Genomic DNA, 16,452 nt, shown 5'->3' on the forward strand with positions numbered 1-16,452 from the left:
GTCCGCGTGTGCGGGGCAAACGCGCGCTCCGCCACTCACCGGCAGCACGAAAAACCGTGGTGGGGTCGTGCCGGGGACCCGAAAAACGGGCGTTCGCGTTGACCTGGGACCATCCGCACCCCTAGCTTCGGGCGAATGCCGGATTGCGTCAGCATCGACGGCCACGTCGACTCCCCGCGTCGTGACGTGTGGCGGGTGCTCAGCTCACCCGACCTGTACCCGCGGTACTTCCGCGGGGTGGGCTCCTGCGAGCGGTCGGGCCCGCTGGCGGGGCGTGGCGCCCGCTACCGGATCCGCCTGAACCTGTGTGGCGCGCCCGTCGAGCACGAGCTGCGGGTGCTGGTCAGCCGCAAGGAGGAGCAGCTCGTGCTGGACAGCGAGGGCGGCACCGCGGGCTCGGTGTCGCTGCAGCTGTCCGACGAGGGTTCCGGGACCCGGGTGAAGTGCCTGTTCTTCCGCCCGCCGGGCGGCGGCCGGACCAGCGCAGGCAGCCTGAAGGAGTGGGTGCTCGACGGCCTGGCGCGCATCGGCAGGCACCTGGCCGACGTGCCCGAGAAGGTGCCGCCCCCGCGGCCGCCGACGGCGCTGCAGATCGCGAACACCCTGGTCGCGGCGGGCATCCTGAGCCCGGCGCGGCCCGACCGCGTGCTGCGCCAGCTGCGGGCGGCGAGCCGGTGGGGTGCGACGCTCGCGGGAGGCTACACCGCCGCCGCGCGCACGGCCCCCAAGGAGGTCGCGATCGTCGACGACCACGGCCAGCGGTGGACCTTCGCCGAGCTGTCGCAGTTCGCCGACCGCTTCGCCGGGGTGCTGCGGCGGATGGGCGCCGGCCCGGAGGGCAAGGTCGCGCTGATGGCGCGCAACTCCGGTGAGCTGGTGCTGACCCTGCTGGCCTGCGCGAAGCTCGGCGCGGACGCGGTGCTGCTGAACACCGGCCTCGCCGCGCAGCAGGTGCTGGAGGGCGTCGAACGGCACGGCGCGGTGATCGTCGTCGCCGACCCCGAGTTCACGCCGCTGCTGGCCGGGCTGCCCGCGTCGACCGCCTGGATCGGCACGGACACCATCGCCGCGCTCGTCGAGCGGGCGCCCGACGTGGAAATCGACCCGCCCGAGCAGCCGGGCCGCCTCGTCGTGCTCACGTCGGGCACGACCGGCGCGCCGAAGGGCGCCAGACGCCCGACACCGAAGGGCCTGTCGGCCGTGGTGGCGTTGCTGTCGCGGATCCCGTTGCGGACCAGCGACCGGATCCTCATCGCCGCACCGCTGTTCCACACGTGGGGATTGTCGGCGCTGCAGGTCGGGATGCCGCTGCGGGCGACCGTCGTGCTGCAGCGGCGGTTCGACGCGGAGGAATGCCTGCGGGCGGTTTCCCGGCACCGCTGCACGGCGATGTTCGTCGTGCCCGTGATGCTGCAGCGGATCCTCGCGCTGCCGCCCGAGGTGCGGGAGCGCTACGACACGAGCAGCCTGCGGGTGGTCGTGAGCAGTGGTTCCGCGCTGCCCGCCGCGCTCGTCACGAGCTTCCTGGAGGAGTTCGGCGACGTCCTCTACAACTTCTACGGCTCCACCGAGGTGTCCGCGGCGGCCATCGCGACGCCCGAGGACCTGCGGTGCTCACCGGCGACGGCCGGGTACCCGCCGCTCGGCTCGCGCGTGGCGGTGCTCGGCCCGTCCGGCGAACCACTGCCGCCGGGGGAGGTCGGCTGGATCCACGTGGGCAACGACCTGCTGTTCGACGGCTACACCGACGGCAGCGGACGGCCGGTGCGCCACGGGCTGATGGACACCGGCGACCGCGGCTACCTCGACGCCGACGGCAGGCTCTTCGTGTCCGGCCGCGCCGACGACATGATCATCTCCGGTGGGGAGAACGTGTTCCCGCGCCCGGTGGAGGAGGCGCTGGCCAGGCTGCCGGGGGTCGTCGACGCCGCCGTCGTGGGGGTGCCGGACCCCGAGTACGGGCAGCGCCTGGTGGCGTACGTGGTGAGCGATCCACGCGCCGGGCTGACCGAGGACGGCGTGCGCGAGTACCTCAAGCACCGCGTGGCGCGGTTCGCGCAGCCGCGTGAGGTGTTCTTCGCCGCGGACCTGCCGCGCACGCAGACGGGCAAGGTGCTGAAGCGCTTCCTCGCCGACGACGGCTGGCTCGCGGGGCAGGGGATCCGCTAAGGCGTGTCCTGGCTCCGGGCGACCTCGGCGGTGTGCGCGGGGAGGTAGCGCTCGCCCATCACCTGGTCGCTCAGCGGGTCCAGCGCGGCCAGCGCCTCGGCGTCCAGGGTGAGCTCCAGCGCGGCCGCGTTCTGCTCCAGCCGGGCGGGGCTGCGAGTGCCCGGAATGGGTGCCAGCGCGACCCCGAGCCGCTCGGCCTGCGCGTACACCCAGGCCAGCGCCACCTGCGCCGGGGTCGCCCCCAGCCGGGTAGCCACCTCGCGCACGGTCTGCGCGATCTTCTCGTTGGCCGCGCCCGCCTCGCCGGCGAAGCGGGGGTTGGTGCGCCGGAAGTCCTTCTCGCCCAGCGTGGCGCGGTCCAGGGTGCCGGTCAGGAACCCCCGCCCCAGCGGCGAGTACGGCACCAGCCCGACCCCCAGCTCGGCCATCACCGGGACGACCGCCTCGACGTCGCGGGTCCACAGCGAGTACTCGCTCTGCACCGCGGTGATCGGGTGCACCGCGTGCGCCCGGCGCAGCAGGTCGCCATCGACCTCGGACAGGCCCAGATGGCGGACCTTGCCCGCCTCGACCAGCTCGGCCATCGCCCCGACGGTTTCCTCGATCTCCACGTCCTGGGGCGGGCGGTGGGCGTAGTACAGGTCGATCACGTCGACGCCCAGGCGCAGCAGCGAGGCGTCGCAGGAGCGCAGCACGAAGTCCCGGGAACCGCGGATGCGGCGTGCCCGGTCACCGGCGCTGCGGTCGATGCCGAACTTGGTGGCCAGCTGCACCTGGTTCCGGCGGCCGTGGATGGCCCGGCCCACCAGCACCTCGTTGTGCCCGCTGCCGTAGGCGTCGGCGGTGTCCAGGAACGTGATGCCCAGCTCCAGGGCCCGGTCGATGGTGGCGAGGCCGCCCTCCCAGTCGGCGGCGCCGTAGCTCTCGCTCATCCCCATGCAGCCCAGGCCCATCGCGCTGACGGTGAGGCCGGGTGAGCCGAGCGTGGTTCGGGTGATCATGCGCGGACGCTCCTTCATCCCGGCGGACCGGGGACTTGGCGGACGCCGCCGACCCTAGGAGCTGGTGCGCGCTCCAGGTCAACCTGGGAAAGCGCTTACTCCAGCCCGTCCCGGTCCGCCCAGTCCAGCAGGGTGTCCAGCGAGTACACGGCTTCGTCGATGCCCTCGTGCAGGTCGCCGAGCTTCGCGAACCGGGCGGGGACCGTGGCGATGGTGCATTCGCGGGGCTCGACGTCGTCGATCTCGTCCCACGTGATCGGTGTCGACACCGTCGCCTCCGGCACGCCGCGCACCGAGTACGCGGAGGCGATGGTGTGGTCGCGCGTGTTCTGGTTGTAGTCCACGAACACCAGCGCCGGGTCGCGGTCCTTGCGCCACCACGTCGTCGTCACGTCGTCGGGGGCGCGCCGCTCGACCTCGCGCGCGAACGCGAGCGCCGCGCGCCGGACCTCCTGGAACCCCCAGCGCGGCTCGATGCGGACGTAGACGTGCAGCCCGTCCCCACCCGAGGTCTTGGGCCAGCCGACCGCGCCGAGTTCGGCCAGCACCTCCTCCACGACGTGCGCCACGCGCCGCACGCGGGCGAAGTCGGCCTCCGGCCCGGGGTCCAGGTCGATCCGCCACTCGTCCGGCCGTTCGGTGTCGGCCCGGCGCGAGTTCCACGGGTGGAACTCCACAGTGGACATCTGCACGGCCCAGAGCACGCTCGCCAGCTCGGTGACGCACAGCTCGTCGGCGTACCGGTCGTAGCGGGGGAAGTGCACGCGCACGGTCTCCAGCCACGGCGGCGCGCCGTGCGGGATCCGCTTCTGGTGCACCTTGTCGCCGCTGACGCCCGACGGGAACCGGTGCAGCATGCACGGCCGCTCACGCAGCGCGCGGACGATGCCGTCGCCCACCGCGAGGTAGTACCGCGCGAGGTCCAGCTTCGTCTCCCCGCGCGCCGGGAAGTACACGCGGTCCGGGTGCGACAGGCGCACGGTCCGGTCCCCGACCTCGAGCTCCACCGCGTCGTCCTTGGCCATACCGGGAATCTAGCCGGAAAAGGCGGCGGTGGCCGGACGAAAAAACGCCCGCGACCCCCAGGTTCCCGGGGATCGCGGGCGTGCTCACTGCGCAGGGGTCAGCCGGCCACCGGCATCAGCGCCTCACGCCGCTGCGGGTCGCGCAGCTCCGTCAGCGCTTCCTGCTCCAGGCGCCGGGCCTGCGCCCGGGTCACCCCGACCTGCTCGGCCGCCTGCTGCAGCGTGCGCTGCCTGCCGTCGGCCAGCCCGTACCGCAGCGAAATGACCTTCTTCGCCAGCGGGGGCAGGGACTCCAGCGCCTCGTCGAGCAGCACGGTGGTCGCCTCGCGGGCGATCGCGTCGCCCACCGGGTCGTCCTCGGTGCTGCCGATGAGGTCACCCAGCTCGACCTCGCCGTCGCCGATCGGCACGTCGAGGCTCGTGGTCACCCTCGCCACCGACTTCAGCTCGACCACCCTGGCCTCCGGCAGCGACGCGGCCGCCGCCAGCTCCTCCACCGTGGGGTCGTGGTCCAGGTCCCGCCGCAGCGCCGCCTCCGCCCGCTCAAGCTTCGCGAGCTGGTCGCTGGCGTGCTCGGGCACGCGGATCGCGCGGCTGCCGAAGGCGATCCCGCGCTGCATCGCCTGCCGGATCCACCACATCGCGTACGTGGAGAACTTGTAGCCCTTGGCGTAGTCGAACTTCTCCACCGCGCGGATCAGCCCGAGGTTGCCCTCCTGCACGAGGTCCAGCAGCGGCATCGAGCGCTCACGCCGCTTGCGCGCGGCGGCCACCACGAGCCGCAGGTTGGCCGTGATCATGTGGTCCTTGGCCCGCGCGCCGTCGCGGACGACCCGCTCGAGGTCGCGCCGGTCGAAGGTCAGCTCCTGCTCACCGGCGTCGGCTCGCCGGAGCAGCTCTTCCGCGTACACCCCCGCCTCGATCCGCTTGGCGAGCTCGACCTCCTCGGTCGCCGTCAGCAGCGGCACCGACCCGATCGCGTCCAGGTAGACGCGCACGCTGTCGGGTTCCTCGGTCCGCCGTTCGGTGCGTCTCGCCATGATCATCACCCCCTTCCGGAACGTCCGCCTTGTTCAACGAACGAACCGTCTGCCGAATTCCATTCGGCCCGGGGTGTCAGACGTGTTCGACGGCACCGTCCAGCAGGGGGCCCAGCTCCTTCACGACGGTGTCGAGCGGCGCGACGTCCTGGTGCGCCCGCGCCAGCACGATCGCGCCCTCCAGCGCGCTGATCATGACCAGCGCCAGCGAGGCGGCGCGCCCGGCGGGTACCCCCATCGCCGTCAGCTCCTCGGCGAGCGGGCCGTGCCAGTTCCGGAAGGCCTTGCTGACGGCCGCGCGGAGCCGCTCGCTGGCGGCGACGGTGTCGGCCGTGGCGGCGACGAGCGGGCAGCCGGTGGCGAATCCCGCCAAGGTGAACTCGTCGCGCCACTGCGCGACCAACGCCTCGTACAACCGGGCAGGGGTCTTTTCCACCAGCCGGTCGGCGTACTGGCGGACCTTCTTCGCCACGTACGTGCCCGTCCACGCGATGGCCTCGTCGACGAGCTGCTCCTTGCCACCGGGGAAGTAGTGCTGCAGCGAGCCGCGGGGCGCCTCGGCGCGGGCGACGACCTCGCGCATGCCGGTGCCGCTCACGCCCTGGGTCCGGATCAGCTGCGCGGCGCTGAACACCATGCGCTCACGCGGCGAGTACGTCTTCATGCCACCACCTCCATGACGTCTGTCATGGTACCCGGGGCGAGGCGGCTGTACTCCTGTTCGGACTGCTCGAAGGAGGCGACCGCGGTGAAGCCCTGCTTGTGCAGCAACGCCCGCGCGGCGGCGTTGTCCGGCTGCACCGTCGCGTGCACCGTGCGGCCGGCCCAGCACCCGGACCGCCACAGCCAGTGCGCCAGCTCGCTGCCGACGCCCTGCCGCTGCCACGGGTCGGCGACGAGCAGGCCCAGCTCGGCGACGGCCGGTTCCGTCGGCACGAGGTTGAGCAGCCCGGCGGGCGCGCCGTCCACCCACGCGAGGGCGCGGTGGCCGGCCAGCAGGTACCGGCGGTACCGCCGCCAGACGTCACGCGGGTCGGGGCGTCCGGGCAGGAAGAACCGGCGGCTCAGGCTGGTGGCCGAGCACGCGAGGAGGAGCCGCTCCACGGCCGGGGCGGTCGGCTCGGTTATGACAGCCGTCATGGAACCCAGTACAGCACGGAAGTGCCGCGAGCGCCATGACGGCTGTCATAGTCACTCGCGGCCGCGCACGATCGTGGGCTCGAACTCCGCGTCGTCGTAGACCGGTTCCGCGGGGGCGGGCACCGGCAGCGGGGTGTCGTCCTCGAAGGGGCTCTGCGGCCGTGGGATCGCGATGTCCATGATCACTCCATACCCGGCGATGGCGACCTCGGACAGGGGTTGCCTTCCGGTACCGGGAAAAACCGCCGGATCGGGGGGCGGCCGGGCTCCGGTGAGTGGTGCGTGCGGCGGGTGTGTCGATAGGCTTTCCGTGTGCGGTTGAGCCCCCAGCCGTCCGCGGGTGTGGTGCTTGCGAGGAGGACCAACTGCCATGATCCAGCCAGCGGAGAACCGCGTGCCCCGGCCCCGCCGGACACCGGACGCGCTCGAGTTCGTCATCCGGTCCCCGGGCCCGGGCCAGGTCGTGCTGGAGGTGGCGGGTGAGGTGGACATGACCACCGCCCCGCAGCTGGCCGACGCGCTCGCCGTGCAGCTCGCCCGCGACGTGCGCGTCGTGGTCGTCGAACTGGCACGGGTGAGTTTCCTGGGCTCGTCGGGGCTCGCCGTCCTCGTGAACGCCTACCGCTCGCTGGCGGACGGCAAGGCGCTGCGCATCGTCGCCCCCACGCGCGCGGCGTACCGCGCCTTCGCCCTCACCGGCCTCGCCGAACAGCTCCCGGTCCACCGCTCCTTCGACGACGCGCTGGCCTCGCTGTAGGCGGTTTAGCTCACCCCTGCTGGGGGTCGAAGTCGTCGTGGGGATCGCCAGTGGAGGTGCCCTGCTCGCCGCGGCGGACCTCGCGTTCCTCCTGCGAGCCGGTGTCGTCCGGGCGCCGCGTCTGCCGGCCGGTCTGCTGGTCGTCCTCGGTCTTCTTGTCCATGCCGGTGCCTCCTCAGGCGGTTTCCTCGGGATGACGGCGCTCGACGGGCTCGGGCGCCTCGGTGCGCCGGTCGGAGTCGCGCAGGATCTCCCTCGCCTGGTCCTCGGGAGCGCTGCTGCCGACCCGGTCCTCCTCGGGCAGGAGGTGGGCCCTGGTCTCCGCGCGCTCGTCGAGGTCGTCGCGTTGCTCGTCCATGTCCACAGCTGTTACCCGCGGCCGGAGACCCCGAAACTGTCGGACCCCCGTGCGAACATGTGTTCGTGTCAGAAGAGGGCCCGATCCTCCACGCCGACCTCGACGCGTTCTACGCCTCCGTCGAGCAGCGGGACGACCCCGCGCTGCGGGGCCGCCCGGTGATCGTCGGCGGCGGGGTCGTGCTCGCGGCGAGCTACGAGGCCAAGGCGTGCGGGGTGCGCACGGCGATGCCCGGCGGCCTCGCCCGTTCGCTGTGCCCGCAGGCCGTCGTGGTGCCGCCGCGGATGTCGGCGTACACCGAGGCCAGCCGCGCGGTGTTCCGGGTCTTCGAGCACACCACGCCGCTCGTCGAGGGCCTGTCGATCGACGAGGCGTTCCTCGACGTGGGTGGTCTCGCGCGCATCGCGGGCAGCCCGAGCCGGATCGCGGCGCGGCTGCGGCAGGACGTCGCCGAGCAGGTCGGGCTGCCGATCACCGTGGGCGTCGCGCGCACGAAGTTCCTCGCCAAGGTCGCCAGCGGAGTCGCCAAACCGGACGGCCTGCTCGTGGTGCCCGTCGACGGCGAGCTGGCGTTCCTCCACCCGCTGCCCGTCGAACGGCTGTGGGGCGTCGGCCCCGTCACCGCGGGCAAGCTGCGCCGCCGTGGCATCACCACGGTCGGGCAGGTGGCGCGGCTCGGCGAGGCGACGCTGGTGTCCATGCTCGGCCGCGGGACCGGGCGCCACCTGCACGCGCTGGCCTGCAACCGCGACCCGCGCCCGGTGCGGACGGGGCAGCGGCGCCACTCGATGGGGGCGCAGCGCGCGCTCGGGCGGCGGCGTCGCTCGCCGGAGGAGCTCGACGCCGTGCTGGCCGCGCTCGCCGAACGCCTCGCGCGGCGCCTGCGCGCCGCCGGCCGGGTGTGCCGCACGGTCACCCTGCGCCTGCGTTTCGCGGACTTCGGCCGCGCCACCCGCTCGCACACGCTCCGCGACCCGACCACCCACACCGCCGTCATCCTCGCCACCGCGCGCGAACTGCTGGCCGCCTCGCGGTCGACGGTCGAGGACCGCGGGCTCACCCTGCTCGGCCTCACGCTGTCCAATTTGGACGATCACGGCGCCGTGCAGCTCGAACTCCCCTTCGGCGGCAGCGATCCCGGCGCGCTGGACGCCACGGTCGACAGCATCCGCGGCCGCTTCGGCGCGGTCGCGGTCACGCGCGCCACCTTGCTGGGCCAGGACGAGGGCCCCTCGGTGCCCCTGCTGCCGGACTGAGCGTTTCTCCCGCCGCCGCACCGGGTACCAGGTCGGCTCGCGAAACACCGACAGCGAGGTGCGACGAAATGAACAAACGACTTCCCCGGAGGCTCGTGGACGGGCTCGGGGTGTTCAGCCTCGGGCTCGGTGCCGCGCAGCTGACGGCGCCGGGCGCGATCAACCGGCTCATCGGCGCCGAGGACAACCCGGCGAACCGCGCGCTGCAGCGCTGGGCGGGCGGCGCCCGCGAGTTCGCCGCGGGCGTGGGCCTGGAGTCCCGGCGGATGACCGCGCTGTGGTTGTGGGCCAGGGTCGCCGGGGACGCGTTCGACCTGACCGTGCTGAGCCGCCTGCTCGGCAGCGCCCGTGGCGGTGACGCCCGCCGCCGCGCCGCGATCGCCACCGCGGCCGTCGCGGGCGTGACGCTGGCCGACCTCGCCGCCGCCACCACCGTCGGCCGCCGCGGCGGCCGCACCCCGGTCCACGCCGCGGCCCGGATCACCGTCAACCGGCCGGTGAGCGAGGTGTACGCCGCGTGGCGGAAGCTCGAGAACCTGCCCCGCTTCATGACGCACCTGGCCGAGGTGCGGCAGCTGGGCGACGGCCGCAGCCACTGGCGCGCGTCGGGGCCGGCCGGGCTGGACGTCGAGTGGGACGCCGAGATCACGAGGGAGCGCGCGGACGAGCACCTGGCGTGGGAGTCCGTCGGCAAGGCCACGGTGCGCAACTCCGGGCGCGTGGACTTCCGCCAGGCGCCGGGCGGCCGAGGCACCGAGATCCGCGTGCACCTGGACTACGACCCGCCGGGCGGCGCGGTGGGCGCCGCCGTGGCGAAGCTGTTCGGCGAGGAGCCCGACCAGCAGGTCCGCGACGACCTCCGCCGCTTCAAGCAGCTGCTGGAGGTCGGCGAGGTGGTCCGCTCGGAGGGCAGCCCCGACGGGCCCGACGTGCGGGGCCTCGCCACACAGCACCCCGCACAGCCGCTGCCGGTCTGACGAGAGGGAAAACCATGCGAGCCAACACCTGGCAGGGCAAGACCAAGCTGAAGGTCCAGGAGGTGCCGGACCCGCGGATCCTCAACGCCCGCGACGCGATCGTGCGGGTCACCTCGACCGCGGTCTGCGGCTCGGACCTGCACCTGTACAACGGGTTCATCCCGACGATGCGCAAGGGCGACATCCTCGGCCACGAGTTCATGGGCGAGGTCGTCGAAGTGGGGCGCTCGGTGACGACGCTGCGCCCCGGCGACCGCGTCGTCGTGCCGTTCCCCATCGCCTGCGGGCACTGCCGCGCGTGCGAGCGCGGGCTGACGTCGGTGTGCGAGAACTCCAACCCGAACGCCGCCGTCGCCGAGAAGCTGATGGGCCACTCGCCGTGCGGCATCTTCGGTTACTCGCACATGCTCGGCGGCTACGCGGGCGGCCAGGCCGAGTACGTGCGCGTGCCCTTCGCCGACTTCGGGCCGTTGAAGATCGAGGACGGGATCCCCGACGAGCAGGTCCTGTTCCTCTCCGACATCCTGCCCACCGGCTACATGGGCGCCGAGATGTGCGACATCAGCCCCGGCGACGTGGTCGCGGTGTGGGGCGCGGGCCCGGTCGGCCAGTTCGCGATCGCCAGTGCGAAACTGCTCGGCGCCGAGCGGATCATCGCCATCGACCGGTTCGACTACCGGCTGCGGATGGCCCAGGAGAAGGCGGGGGCGACCGACGTCGTCAACTACGAGGAACAGCCGGTGCTCGACACCCTTGACGAGCTGACGGCGGGACGCGGCCCGGACGCCTGCATCGACTCCGTGGGCCTGGAGGCGCACGTCGACGTCACGCCCCTGCACGCGTACGACCGCGCGAAGCAGACGGTCAAGGCCGAGACCGACCGCCCGCACGCGCTGCGCGAGGCGGTCATGGCGTGCGCGGCGGGCGGGGTCGTGTCGGTCATCGGCGTCTACGGCGGGTTCGTGGACAAGTTCCCGATGGGCGCGTTCATGAACAAGTCACTGCGCATGCGCACCGGCCAGGCCCACGTGCACCGCTACCTCAAGCCGCTGCTCGACCACATCAAGGCGGGGACCATCGACCCCAGCTTCGTCATCACCCACCGCATGAAGCTCGACGACGCCCCCAAGGCGTTCAAGATCTTCCGCGACAAGAAGGACGACTGCGAGAAGGTCGTGCTCACCCCGTGACGGCCGGGTTCCGGGCGCGGGTCAGCGCCAGCCCGCGCCCGGGGCCACGTCACGCAGGATCGACTCCAGCAGGTGCACGTTGTAGTCCACGCCCAGCTGGTTCGGCAGCGTCACGAGCACCGTGTCCGCCGCCCGCACCGCCGCGTCCTCGGCGAGCTGCTTGGCCAGCACGTCCGGTTCGCCCGCGTAGGACTTGCCGAACCGGGCGAGCCCGCCGTCGAGCCAGCCGACCTGGTCCTCGCTGTCGCGTTCGCGGCCGAAGTAGTAGCGGTCGGTGTCCGTGGTGATCGGGATGACGCTGCGGCTGACCGAAACCCGGGGTTCGCGGCCCCAGTCGTGCTTCGCCCACTCCTCGCGGAACAACGCGATCTGCTCGGCCTGCAGCTCGTCGAACGGCACGCCGGTGTCCTCGGTGAGCAGTGTCGAGCTCATCAGGTTCATGCCCTGCTCGGCGGTCCACTTCGCGGTCGCGCGCGTGCCGCTGCCCCACCAGATGCGCTCGGGGAGGGTCTCCGACCGCGGTTCGATCACCAGCCGACCACGGCGCCCGCCGGTCATCCGCGGGTCGGCCTCGGCCACCCCGGCCCCGGCGATGGCGAGCCGGAAGATCCGGGCGTGCTCCCGCGCCATGTCGGCGTCCGTCTCGCCCTCGCCGGGCACGTAACCGAACGCCGACGCGCCGTTGAGCGCCGGTTCGGGGGAGCCGCGGCTGATGCCGAGCTGCAGCCTGCCGCCGCTGATCAGGTCGGCCGCCGCAGCCTCCTCCGCCATGTAGAGCGGGTTCTCGTACCGCATGTCGATCACGCCGGTGCCCAGCTCGATGCGCGACGTGCGGGCCGCCATCGCCGACAGCAGCGGGAAGGGACTGGCGAACTGCGGCGCGAAGTGGTGCACGCGCAGGTACGCGCCGTCCACGCCCAGCTCCTCGGCCGCGACGGCCAGCTCGACCATCTGGGTGAGCGCGTCGGCCGCGGTGGGCGTGGCCGTGCCCGGCCCGTAGTGCCCGAACGACAGGAACCCGATCTTCTTCACAGCAGCTACAACTCCTCCGGTGTCACGGAATTCCCGCTCACAGGTCCCGCATCATGTCGGCGAAGCTCGGCACCGCGCCATACGGGTCCGCCGGGGCCTCGGTCACGCCACCGGCGATCCTCTGCGCGAGCTCGCGGCCTGCGCGCTCGATGCGCTTGGGCAGCGGGTTGACGCTGTCGGCCTCGCCCGCCCAGTCGTCGGTCGCGGCGAAGACGCCGGTGGGCACCGTGTCCGTGCGCAGGTAGGTGAACAGGGGGCGCAGGGCGTACTCCAGCGCGAGCGAATGCCGCGCCGTGCCGCCCGTCGCGCCGAGCAGCACCGGCTTGCCCACCAGGGAGTCCTTGTCGAGGATGTCCACAAAGGACTTGAACAGGCCCGAGTAGGACGTGGTGAAGATCGGCGTCACCGCGATCAGGCCGCTCGCGCCGGTCACCTTCTCCAGCACCCCGGACACCCCGCCCGAGGGGAAGCCGGTGAGCATCGTGTTGACGACGTCGTGCGCGATGTCGCGCAGCTCGACCGTCTCCACGCTCGCCGTCTTCCCCGGCGGCAGAGCGTCCACGGTCGCCTGGGTGAGCCGGTCGGCCAGCAGCCGCGTGGACGACGGCTGGCCCAGCCCGGCGGAGACGGCCACGATCGTGAAGTCACTCATTGTCGGCCTTCTTCCTGGCCTCGGCGACGCGCTCGGCGTGGCTCGGCGGGTTCGCCGGCACGTGCGCGGGGCGCTTGGCCTCCATCTCCTTGCGCAGTACCGGGACGACCTCCTCGGCGAGCAGGTCGATCTGCTCCAGCACGGTCTTGAGCGGCAGGCCGGCGTGGTCGATCAGGAACAGCTGCCGCTGGTAGTCGCCGACGTGCTCGCGCATCTCCGCGTACCGCTCGATGACCTGCTGGGGGCTGCCGACGGTTAGCGGCGTGGCGGCGGTGAACTCCTCCATCGACGGGCCGTGCCCGTACACCGGCGCGTTGTCGAAGTACGGCCGGAACTCGTTCCACGCGTCCTGCGAGTTCTTGCGCATGAACACCTGGCCGCCGAGCCCGACGATCGCCTGGTCGGCCTTGCCGTGCCCGTAGTGCTCGTAGCGCTGGCGGTAGAAGTTCACCATCTGCTTGGTGTGCGACATCGGCCAGAAGATGTTGTTGTGCAGGAAGCCGTCGCCGTAGTAGGCGGCCTGCTCGGCGATCTCCGGGCTGCGGATGGAGCCGTGCCACACGAACGGGGGCACGCCGTCGAGCGGGCGCGGGGTCGCGGTGAAGCCGTGCAGGGGAGTGCGGAACTTGCCCTCCCAGTCCACGACGTCCTCCTCCCAGAGGCGGCGCAGCAGCGCGTAGTTCTCCAGCGCCAGCGGGATGCCCTGGCGGATGTCCTTGCCGAACCACGGGTACACCGGGCCGGTGTTGCCGCGGCCCATCATCAGGTCCATGCGGCCGTTCGAGATGACCTGCAGCATGGCGTAGTCCTCGGCGATCTTCACCGGGTCGTTGGTGGTGATCAGCGTCGTCGAGGTGGACAGGACGATGTTCTTCGTGGTGCCGGCCAGGTAGCCCAGCAGCGTGGTGGGCGAGGAGGCCACGAACGGCGGGTTGTGGTGCTCGCCGGTGGCGAAGACGTCGAGGCCGGCTTCGTCGGCGTGCTGCGCGATCTTCAGCATCGAGCGCACGCGCTGGGTGTCGTCGGGCGTCTCGCCGGTCGTGGGATCGGTCGTCACGTCGCTGACGGTGAAAACTCCGAACTGCATCGGGTGCCTCCTCCTCGGGGGTTCTGCCCGAGTAAACGTCTCGCGCGGAAGAATATTTCCCGCGAGAAGAATCGGTGGTCGCGGGGGTGCTCGCCGCGGGTGCGGGGACCGGGTCGGCTGTTGGAGGAGTCCGGATGCCGAAGCCGGTGTTCGGTGTGAGCGTCGAGCGGGATCGGGCGCGACGGTGCTCGAGTTCGCGGCGCGGGGTGCGCGGGTCGTGTGCGCGGCCCGGGGCTGCCCGCGCTGGAGACGCTGGTGGGGGACGTCCGGGGGTGGGTGGGCAGGCCGTCGCGGTGCCCGCCGACGTGACCGATCCGGTCGCGATGCGAGCCCTCGCGGACGCGGCGGAGCGGGAGTGCGGGCGGATCGACATCTGGGTCAACGGCACCGGGGTGGCCGCGTGGGGTGAGGTGGAGCGGATCACGGAGGAGTTCGGGCGGGTGCTACCGGTGGTGAGGCCGCGGCCGGTCGTTGGTGGCCGCCGGGGCGGCGGTCGGTCGTGGGTGGCGGCGGTGGGCAGTGGGGCCGCGGCCAGTCGTGGTGGCGTCGGTGAGGTGAGGTTGCGGCCCGTAGTTGGCGGCCGCCGGGATGGCGGCACCGTCGGCGCTGCGGGCGATGGCGCCCCGCCGCCTCCGGTGGGTGGTGCGAGTGGCTCCGGTGCTCCGCCGCTCGGGGCGGCTCGCGGGTGCTCTCGGAGACGGCTCGGCTGGTGATGTCAGGGCTCGCCGGGCGGTCGTCCTCGCCCGGCCGCGTCTCACCGACACCTCCCGTCACCTGACTCAGCGCCCGCTGTCCGCCCCGCGGTGACCCTCGCTCGGCCACCTCGCCCTTGCCCATTCCCGGCCCCCCGCCTGGCCACCCCGACCCCGCTGCCTGGCTCCGCCTCCCTCCACCCCGGCCCGCGCCCCACCCGCCACCCCGGCCCGCGCCCCACCCGCCACCCCGGCCTATAGCCGCCCGGCCGCCCGGACAACGGCCTCGCGCCATCCCGGCCCGCCCGGCCGCCACCCGGCCTGGCCACCCGGACTACAGCCGCCCCGGCCCGCCCATCCGCCACCCCGGCCTGGCTCCCCGGCCCGCCCATCCGTCACCCCGGCCTGGCCCCCCGGCCCGCCCATCCGTCACCCCGGCCTGGCCACCCGGCCTGCAGCCACCCCGGCCTGCAGCCGCCCACCCACCCCGGCCACCCCCGTCCCACCCCCGTCCCACCCCCACCCCGCCACCCGGCGGGCAGGTTCCGCCGCCTGGCGCTGGGCGTTCCCCCGAGAATGGCCGTACCGGCCACCGCGGGGTGGCCCCGCAGCACTGGGAGAGCCCGATGACGAGCACCGTGGACGCACGCCCCCCGGTTCCCTTCGACCCCGAGCTGGCCGCCGCACTGGCCGCCCTGCAGCAGCGCCGGGGACCGCTCGTGTTCACCGCCGAGACGTTGCCCGCGCTCCGGGCGAGCCGGGGCGAGGAGGAGCTCAGCCTGGCCGAGCTCACCCGCGACGGCGCGTTCACCGTCGAGGAACGGGCCGTGCCCGGGCCGGCCGGGGCGCCGGACATCACGCTGCTCATCTGCCGTCCCACGGCCGTGGTCCAGACCACTGGTGTGCTCTATGTGATCCACGGCGGCGGCATGGTCATCGGCAGTCACCGCGGCCGCGAGGTCGGTGAGATGCTGGGACTGGCGGAGGAACTGGGGCTCGGCGTCGTGTCCGTCGAGTACCGCCTCGCACCCGAAAACCCTTTCCCCGCCGGGCTGGAAGACTGCTACGCCGGTCTCGTGTGGACAGTCGAGCACGCCGGGGAGCTGGGCTTCGAACCGAACCGGATCGTCGTCGCCGGGGCGAGCGCGGGCGGTGGGCTCGCGGCGGCCACCGCGCTGCTGGCCCGTGACCGCGGCGGCCCCGCCCTGCTCGGGCAGCTGCTGCTGTGCCCGATGCTCGACGACCGCAACGACACCTACTCCGCCCACCAGATGACGGGCCTCGGCGTGTGGGACCGGGAGGCGAACGCGTTCGGCTGGACCGCGCTGCTCGGCGACGCCCGTGGCGGCCCGGACGTCTCGCCCTACGCCGCACCCGCCAGGGCGACGGACCTGTCCGGGCTGCCTCCCGCCTTCATCGACGTCGGTTCGGCCGAGACGTTCCGCGACGAGGACATCGAGTACGCCAACCGGATCTGGCGCGCGGGCGGGCAGGCCGAGCTGCACGTGTGGCCCGGCGGCTTCCACGGGTTCGACCTGCTCGCACCGGAGGCCACCGTGTCGCGCATCGCGCGGGAGCAGCGCCTGCCGTGGCTGCGAAGGGTGTTCGCCCGCTGAACGAGGGGGCACGATGGTGGGATGAGGGATCTGCTGGGCAGGCTGGCGGCGCTCGATCCCGACGCGGGCGCCGCCGTCGAGGTGATCGCCTACTTCGACCAGCTCGCCGAATCGCGCGCGGGTCTGGAGTCGGTCGTGCGGGGCGCCGCCGTGCTCGCGGGCGTGCCCGCCGGGTTCTCCGACGGCGGCGCGATCCGGATCCGGGTCACACCCGACGGCGTTCCCCAGCGGCCGTCCCCGCCGGAACCAGGCTGGCCCAGCGTCCCGGCCGGGACGGGCACGCTCTGGCTGGAACGTTCCGGCCCGCCCGGCCCGATCGACGCGATGATCCTGGAGCGGGCCGCGAAGGCCGCCCGCGGGGCGACCGCTCCCGCGCTGGTCACGGTCCTCGTCGACGCGTCCGCAAGCGAGGACGCCCGGCTGCGCGGCCCGAGGACTGGGCCTCGACGGCACGCTCCGC

At 73.1% G+C, this 16,452-nt stretch carries 18 protein-coding genes; 6 read left to right on the forward strand and 12 right to left on the reverse strand.

Annotated elements, in window-relative coordinates:
* The first annotated feature begins 135 nt into the window (after positions 1-135).
* The gene (locus BMZ92_RS01345; RefSeq protein WP_091503705.1) at positions 136-2,169 is read left to right on the forward strand and encodes an AMP-binding protein; all 2,034 of its coding nucleotides are present in this window, start codon (positions 136-138) and stop codon (positions 2,167-2,169) included.
* On the opposite strand, the gene BMZ92_RS01350 is transcribed toward BMZ92_RS01345, so the two are convergent.
* The 6 genes from BMZ92_RS01350 to BMZ92_RS38525 form a co-directional block, all read right to left on the reverse strand.
* Complete coding sequence (locus BMZ92_RS01350; protein WP_091503706.1) at positions 2,166-3,170, reverse strand: aldo/keto reductase; 1,005 nt, start codon at positions 3,168-3,170, stop codon at positions 2,166-2,168. The genes BMZ92_RS01345 and BMZ92_RS01350 overlap by 4 nt on opposite strands.
* A 95-nt stretch (positions 3,171-3,265) precedes the next feature.
* Positions 3,266-4,195, reverse strand: a complete 930-nt coding sequence (ligD, locus tag BMZ92_RS01355; RefSeq protein WP_091503708.1) for a non-homologous end-joining DNA ligase — start codon at positions 4,193-4,195, stop codon at positions 3,266-3,268.
* Positions 4,196-4,293: 98 nt separating this feature from the next.
* Complete coding sequence (locus BMZ92_RS01360; protein WP_245782823.1) at positions 4,294-5,235, reverse strand: sigma-70 family RNA polymerase sigma factor; 942 nt, start codon at positions 5,233-5,235, stop codon at positions 4,294-4,296.
* A 76-nt stretch (positions 5,236-5,311) separates the two neighbouring features.
* Positions 5,312-5,899 (reverse strand): TetR/AcrR family transcriptional regulator, encoded by a 588-nt coding sequence (locus BMZ92_RS37935; RefSeq protein WP_091503711.1) that lies wholly within the window; start codon positions 5,897-5,899, stop codon positions 5,312-5,314.
* Positions 5,896-6,375 carry a GNAT family N-acetyltransferase gene (locus BMZ92_RS37940; RefSeq protein ID WP_091503712.1) on the reverse strand — a complete coding sequence of 160 codons (480 nt, stop codon included), beginning with the start codon at positions 6,373-6,375 and terminating at the stop codon, positions 5,896-5,898. Before BMZ92_RS37940 ends, BMZ92_RS37935 begins: the two co-directional genes overlap by 4 nt.
* Positions 6,376-6,426: 51 nt before the next feature.
* Entirely contained in the window at positions 6,427-6,555 is a 129-nt protein-coding gene (locus BMZ92_RS38525) for a hypothetical protein (RefSeq protein ID WP_281245126.1), read from the reverse strand.
* Positions 6,556-6,745: 190 nt separating this feature from the next.
* Here BMZ92_RS38525 and BMZ92_RS01375 point away from each other — a divergent pair, with 190 nt between their 5' ends.
* Complete coding sequence (locus tag BMZ92_RS01375) at positions 6,746-7,132, forward strand: STAS domain-containing protein (RefSeq protein ID WP_091503714.1); 387 nt, start codon at positions 6,746-6,748, stop codon at positions 7,130-7,132.
* Positions 7,133-7,142: 10 nt separating this feature from the next.
* On the opposite strand, the gene BMZ92_RS37195 is transcribed toward BMZ92_RS01375, so the two are convergent.
* Both BMZ92_RS37195 and BMZ92_RS01380 read right to left on the reverse strand, forming a co-directional pair.
* Positions 7,143-7,295 carry a hypothetical protein gene (locus BMZ92_RS37195; RefSeq protein WP_177228477.1) on the reverse strand — a complete coding sequence of 51 codons (153 nt, stop codon included), beginning with the start codon at positions 7,293-7,295 and terminating at the stop codon, positions 7,143-7,145.
* A 12-nt stretch (positions 7,296-7,307) separates the two neighbouring features.
* Complete coding sequence (locus tag BMZ92_RS01380) at positions 7,308-7,490, reverse strand: hypothetical protein (protein ID WP_091504290.1); 183 nt, start codon at positions 7,488-7,490, stop codon at positions 7,308-7,310.
* Positions 7,491-7,549: 59 nt separating this feature from the next.
* Between BMZ92_RS01380 and dinB the strand changes: the two genes are divergently transcribed.
* The 3 genes from dinB to BMZ92_RS01395 all read left to right on the forward strand — a co-directional run bounded on the left by dinB (position 7,550) and on the right by BMZ92_RS01395 (position 10,913).
* Positions 7,550-8,746 (forward strand): DNA polymerase IV, encoded by a 1,197-nt coding sequence (gene dinB / locus BMZ92_RS01385; RefSeq protein WP_091503716.1) that lies wholly within the window; start codon positions 7,550-7,552, stop codon positions 8,744-8,746.
* 68 nt (positions 8,747-8,814) lie between these two features.
* On the forward strand, positions 8,815-9,723 hold the full coding sequence (locus BMZ92_RS01390; RefSeq protein ID WP_091503718.1) for an SRPBCC family protein: 909 nt from the start codon (positions 8,815-8,817) through the stop codon (positions 9,721-9,723).
* Between the two features lie 14 nt (positions 9,724-9,737).
* Positions 9,738-10,913: a zinc-dependent alcohol dehydrogenase gene (locus tag BMZ92_RS01395; protein ID WP_091503719.1), complete on the forward strand. Its 1,176-nt coding sequence runs from the start codon at positions 9,738-9,740 to the stop codon at positions 10,911-10,913.
* 21 nt (positions 10,914-10,934) lie between these two features.
* On the opposite strand, the gene BMZ92_RS01400 is transcribed toward BMZ92_RS01395, so the two are convergent.
* From BMZ92_RS01400 to BMZ92_RS01410, 3 genes are read right to left on the reverse strand one after another with little or no spacing between them, the layout of a single operon-like run.
* The gene (locus BMZ92_RS01400; protein WP_091503721.1) at positions 10,935-11,945 is read right to left on the reverse strand and encodes an LLM class flavin-dependent oxidoreductase; all 1,011 of its coding nucleotides are present in this window, start codon (positions 11,943-11,945) and stop codon (positions 10,935-10,937) included.
* A gap of 37 nt (positions 11,946-11,982) precedes the next feature.
* Positions 11,983-12,597 carry an FMN reductase gene (locus tag BMZ92_RS01405; protein ID WP_091503723.1) on the reverse strand — a complete coding sequence of 205 codons (615 nt, stop codon included), beginning with the start codon at positions 12,595-12,597 and terminating at the stop codon, positions 11,983-11,985.
* Positions 12,590-13,684, reverse strand: a complete 1,095-nt coding sequence (locus BMZ92_RS01410; RefSeq protein WP_091503724.1) for an LLM class flavin-dependent oxidoreductase — start codon at positions 13,682-13,684, stop codon at positions 12,590-12,592. Before BMZ92_RS01410 ends, BMZ92_RS01405 begins: the two co-directional genes overlap by 8 nt.
* A gap of 1,318 nt (positions 13,685-15,002) precedes the next feature.
* Here BMZ92_RS01410 and BMZ92_RS01420 point away from each other — a divergent pair.
* Positions 15,003-15,992 (forward strand): alpha/beta hydrolase, encoded by a 990-nt coding sequence (locus BMZ92_RS01420; protein WP_091503727.1) that lies wholly within the window; start codon positions 15,003-15,005, stop codon positions 15,990-15,992.
* An 89-nt stretch (positions 15,993-16,081) separates the two neighbouring features.
* Here BMZ92_RS01420 and BMZ92_RS37945 read toward each other — a convergent pair whose 3' ends face one another.
* Positions 16,082-16,375 (reverse strand): hypothetical protein, encoded by a 294-nt coding sequence (locus BMZ92_RS37945; RefSeq protein WP_245782824.1) that lies wholly within the window; start codon positions 16,373-16,375, stop codon positions 16,082-16,084.
* Positions 16,376-16,452: the final 77 nt, after the last annotated feature.

Source organism: Amycolatopsis sacchari, assembly GCF_900114035.1.
Lineage (GTDB): Bacteria > Actinomycetota > Actinomycetes > Mycobacteriales > Pseudonocardiaceae > Amycolatopsis_E > Amycolatopsis_E sacchari.

What these genes read in the sequence shown, in the direction of transcription:
- BMZ92_RS01345 (WP_091503705.1), top strand. Translation starts at nt 136, where the DNA reads ATGCCGGATTGCGTCAGCATCGACGGCCACGTCGACTCCCCGCGTCGT.
- BMZ92_RS37940 (WP_091503712.1), bottom strand. Translation starts at nt 6,375, where the DNA reads ATGACGGCTGTCATAACCGAGCCGACCGCCCCGGCCGTGGAGCGGCTC.
- BMZ92_RS01410 (WP_091503724.1), bottom strand. Translation starts at nt 13,684, where the DNA reads ATGCAGTTCGGAGTTTTCACCGTCAGCGACGTGACGACCGATCCCACG.
- BMZ92_RS01380 (WP_091504290.1), bottom strand. Translation starts at nt 7,490, where the DNA reads ATGGACGAGCAACGCGACGACCTCGACGAGCGCGCGGAGACCAGGGCC.
- BMZ92_RS01395 (WP_091503719.1), top strand. Translation starts at nt 9,738, where the DNA reads ATGCGAGCCAACACCTGGCAGGGCAAGACCAAGCTGAAGGTCCAGGAG.
- BMZ92_RS01405 (WP_091503723.1), bottom strand. Translation starts at nt 12,597, where the DNA reads ATGAGTGACTTCACGATCGTGGCCGTCTCCGCCGGGCTGGGCCAGCCG.
- BMZ92_RS01375 (WP_091503714.1), top strand. Translation starts at nt 6,746, where the DNA reads ATGATCCAGCCAGCGGAGAACCGCGTGCCCCGGCCCCGCCGGACACCG.
- BMZ92_RS01390 (WP_091503718.1), top strand. Translation starts at nt 8,815, where the DNA reads ATGAACAAACGACTTCCCCGGAGGCTCGTGGACGGGCTCGGGGTGTTC.
- BMZ92_RS37195 (WP_177228477.1), bottom strand. Translation starts at nt 7,295, where the DNA reads ATGGACAAGAAGACCGAGGACGACCAGCAGACCGGCCGGCAGACGCGG.
- BMZ92_RS01420 (WP_091503727.1), top strand. Translation starts at nt 15,003, where the DNA reads ATGACGAGCACCGTGGACGCACGCCCCCCGGTTCCCTTCGACCCCGAG.
- BMZ92_RS01350 (WP_091503706.1), bottom strand. Translation starts at nt 3,170, where the DNA reads ATGATCACCCGAACCACGCTCGGCTCACCCGGCCTCACCGTCAGCGCG.
- BMZ92_RS01360 (WP_245782823.1), bottom strand. Translation starts at nt 5,235, where the DNA reads ATGGCGAGACGCACCGAACGGCGGACCGAGGAACCCGACAGCGTGCGC.
- BMZ92_RS38525 (WP_281245126.1), bottom strand. Translation starts at nt 6,555, where the DNA reads ATGGACATCGCGATCCCACGGCCGCAGAGCCCCTTCGAGGACGACACC.
- BMZ92_RS37935 (WP_091503711.1), bottom strand. Translation starts at nt 5,899, where the DNA reads ATGAAGACGTACTCGCCGCGTGAGCGCATGGTGTTCAGCGCCGCGCAG.
- ligD (WP_091503708.1), bottom strand. Translation starts at nt 4,195, where the DNA reads ATGGCCAAGGACGACGCGGTGGAGCTCGAGGTCGGGGACCGGACCGTG.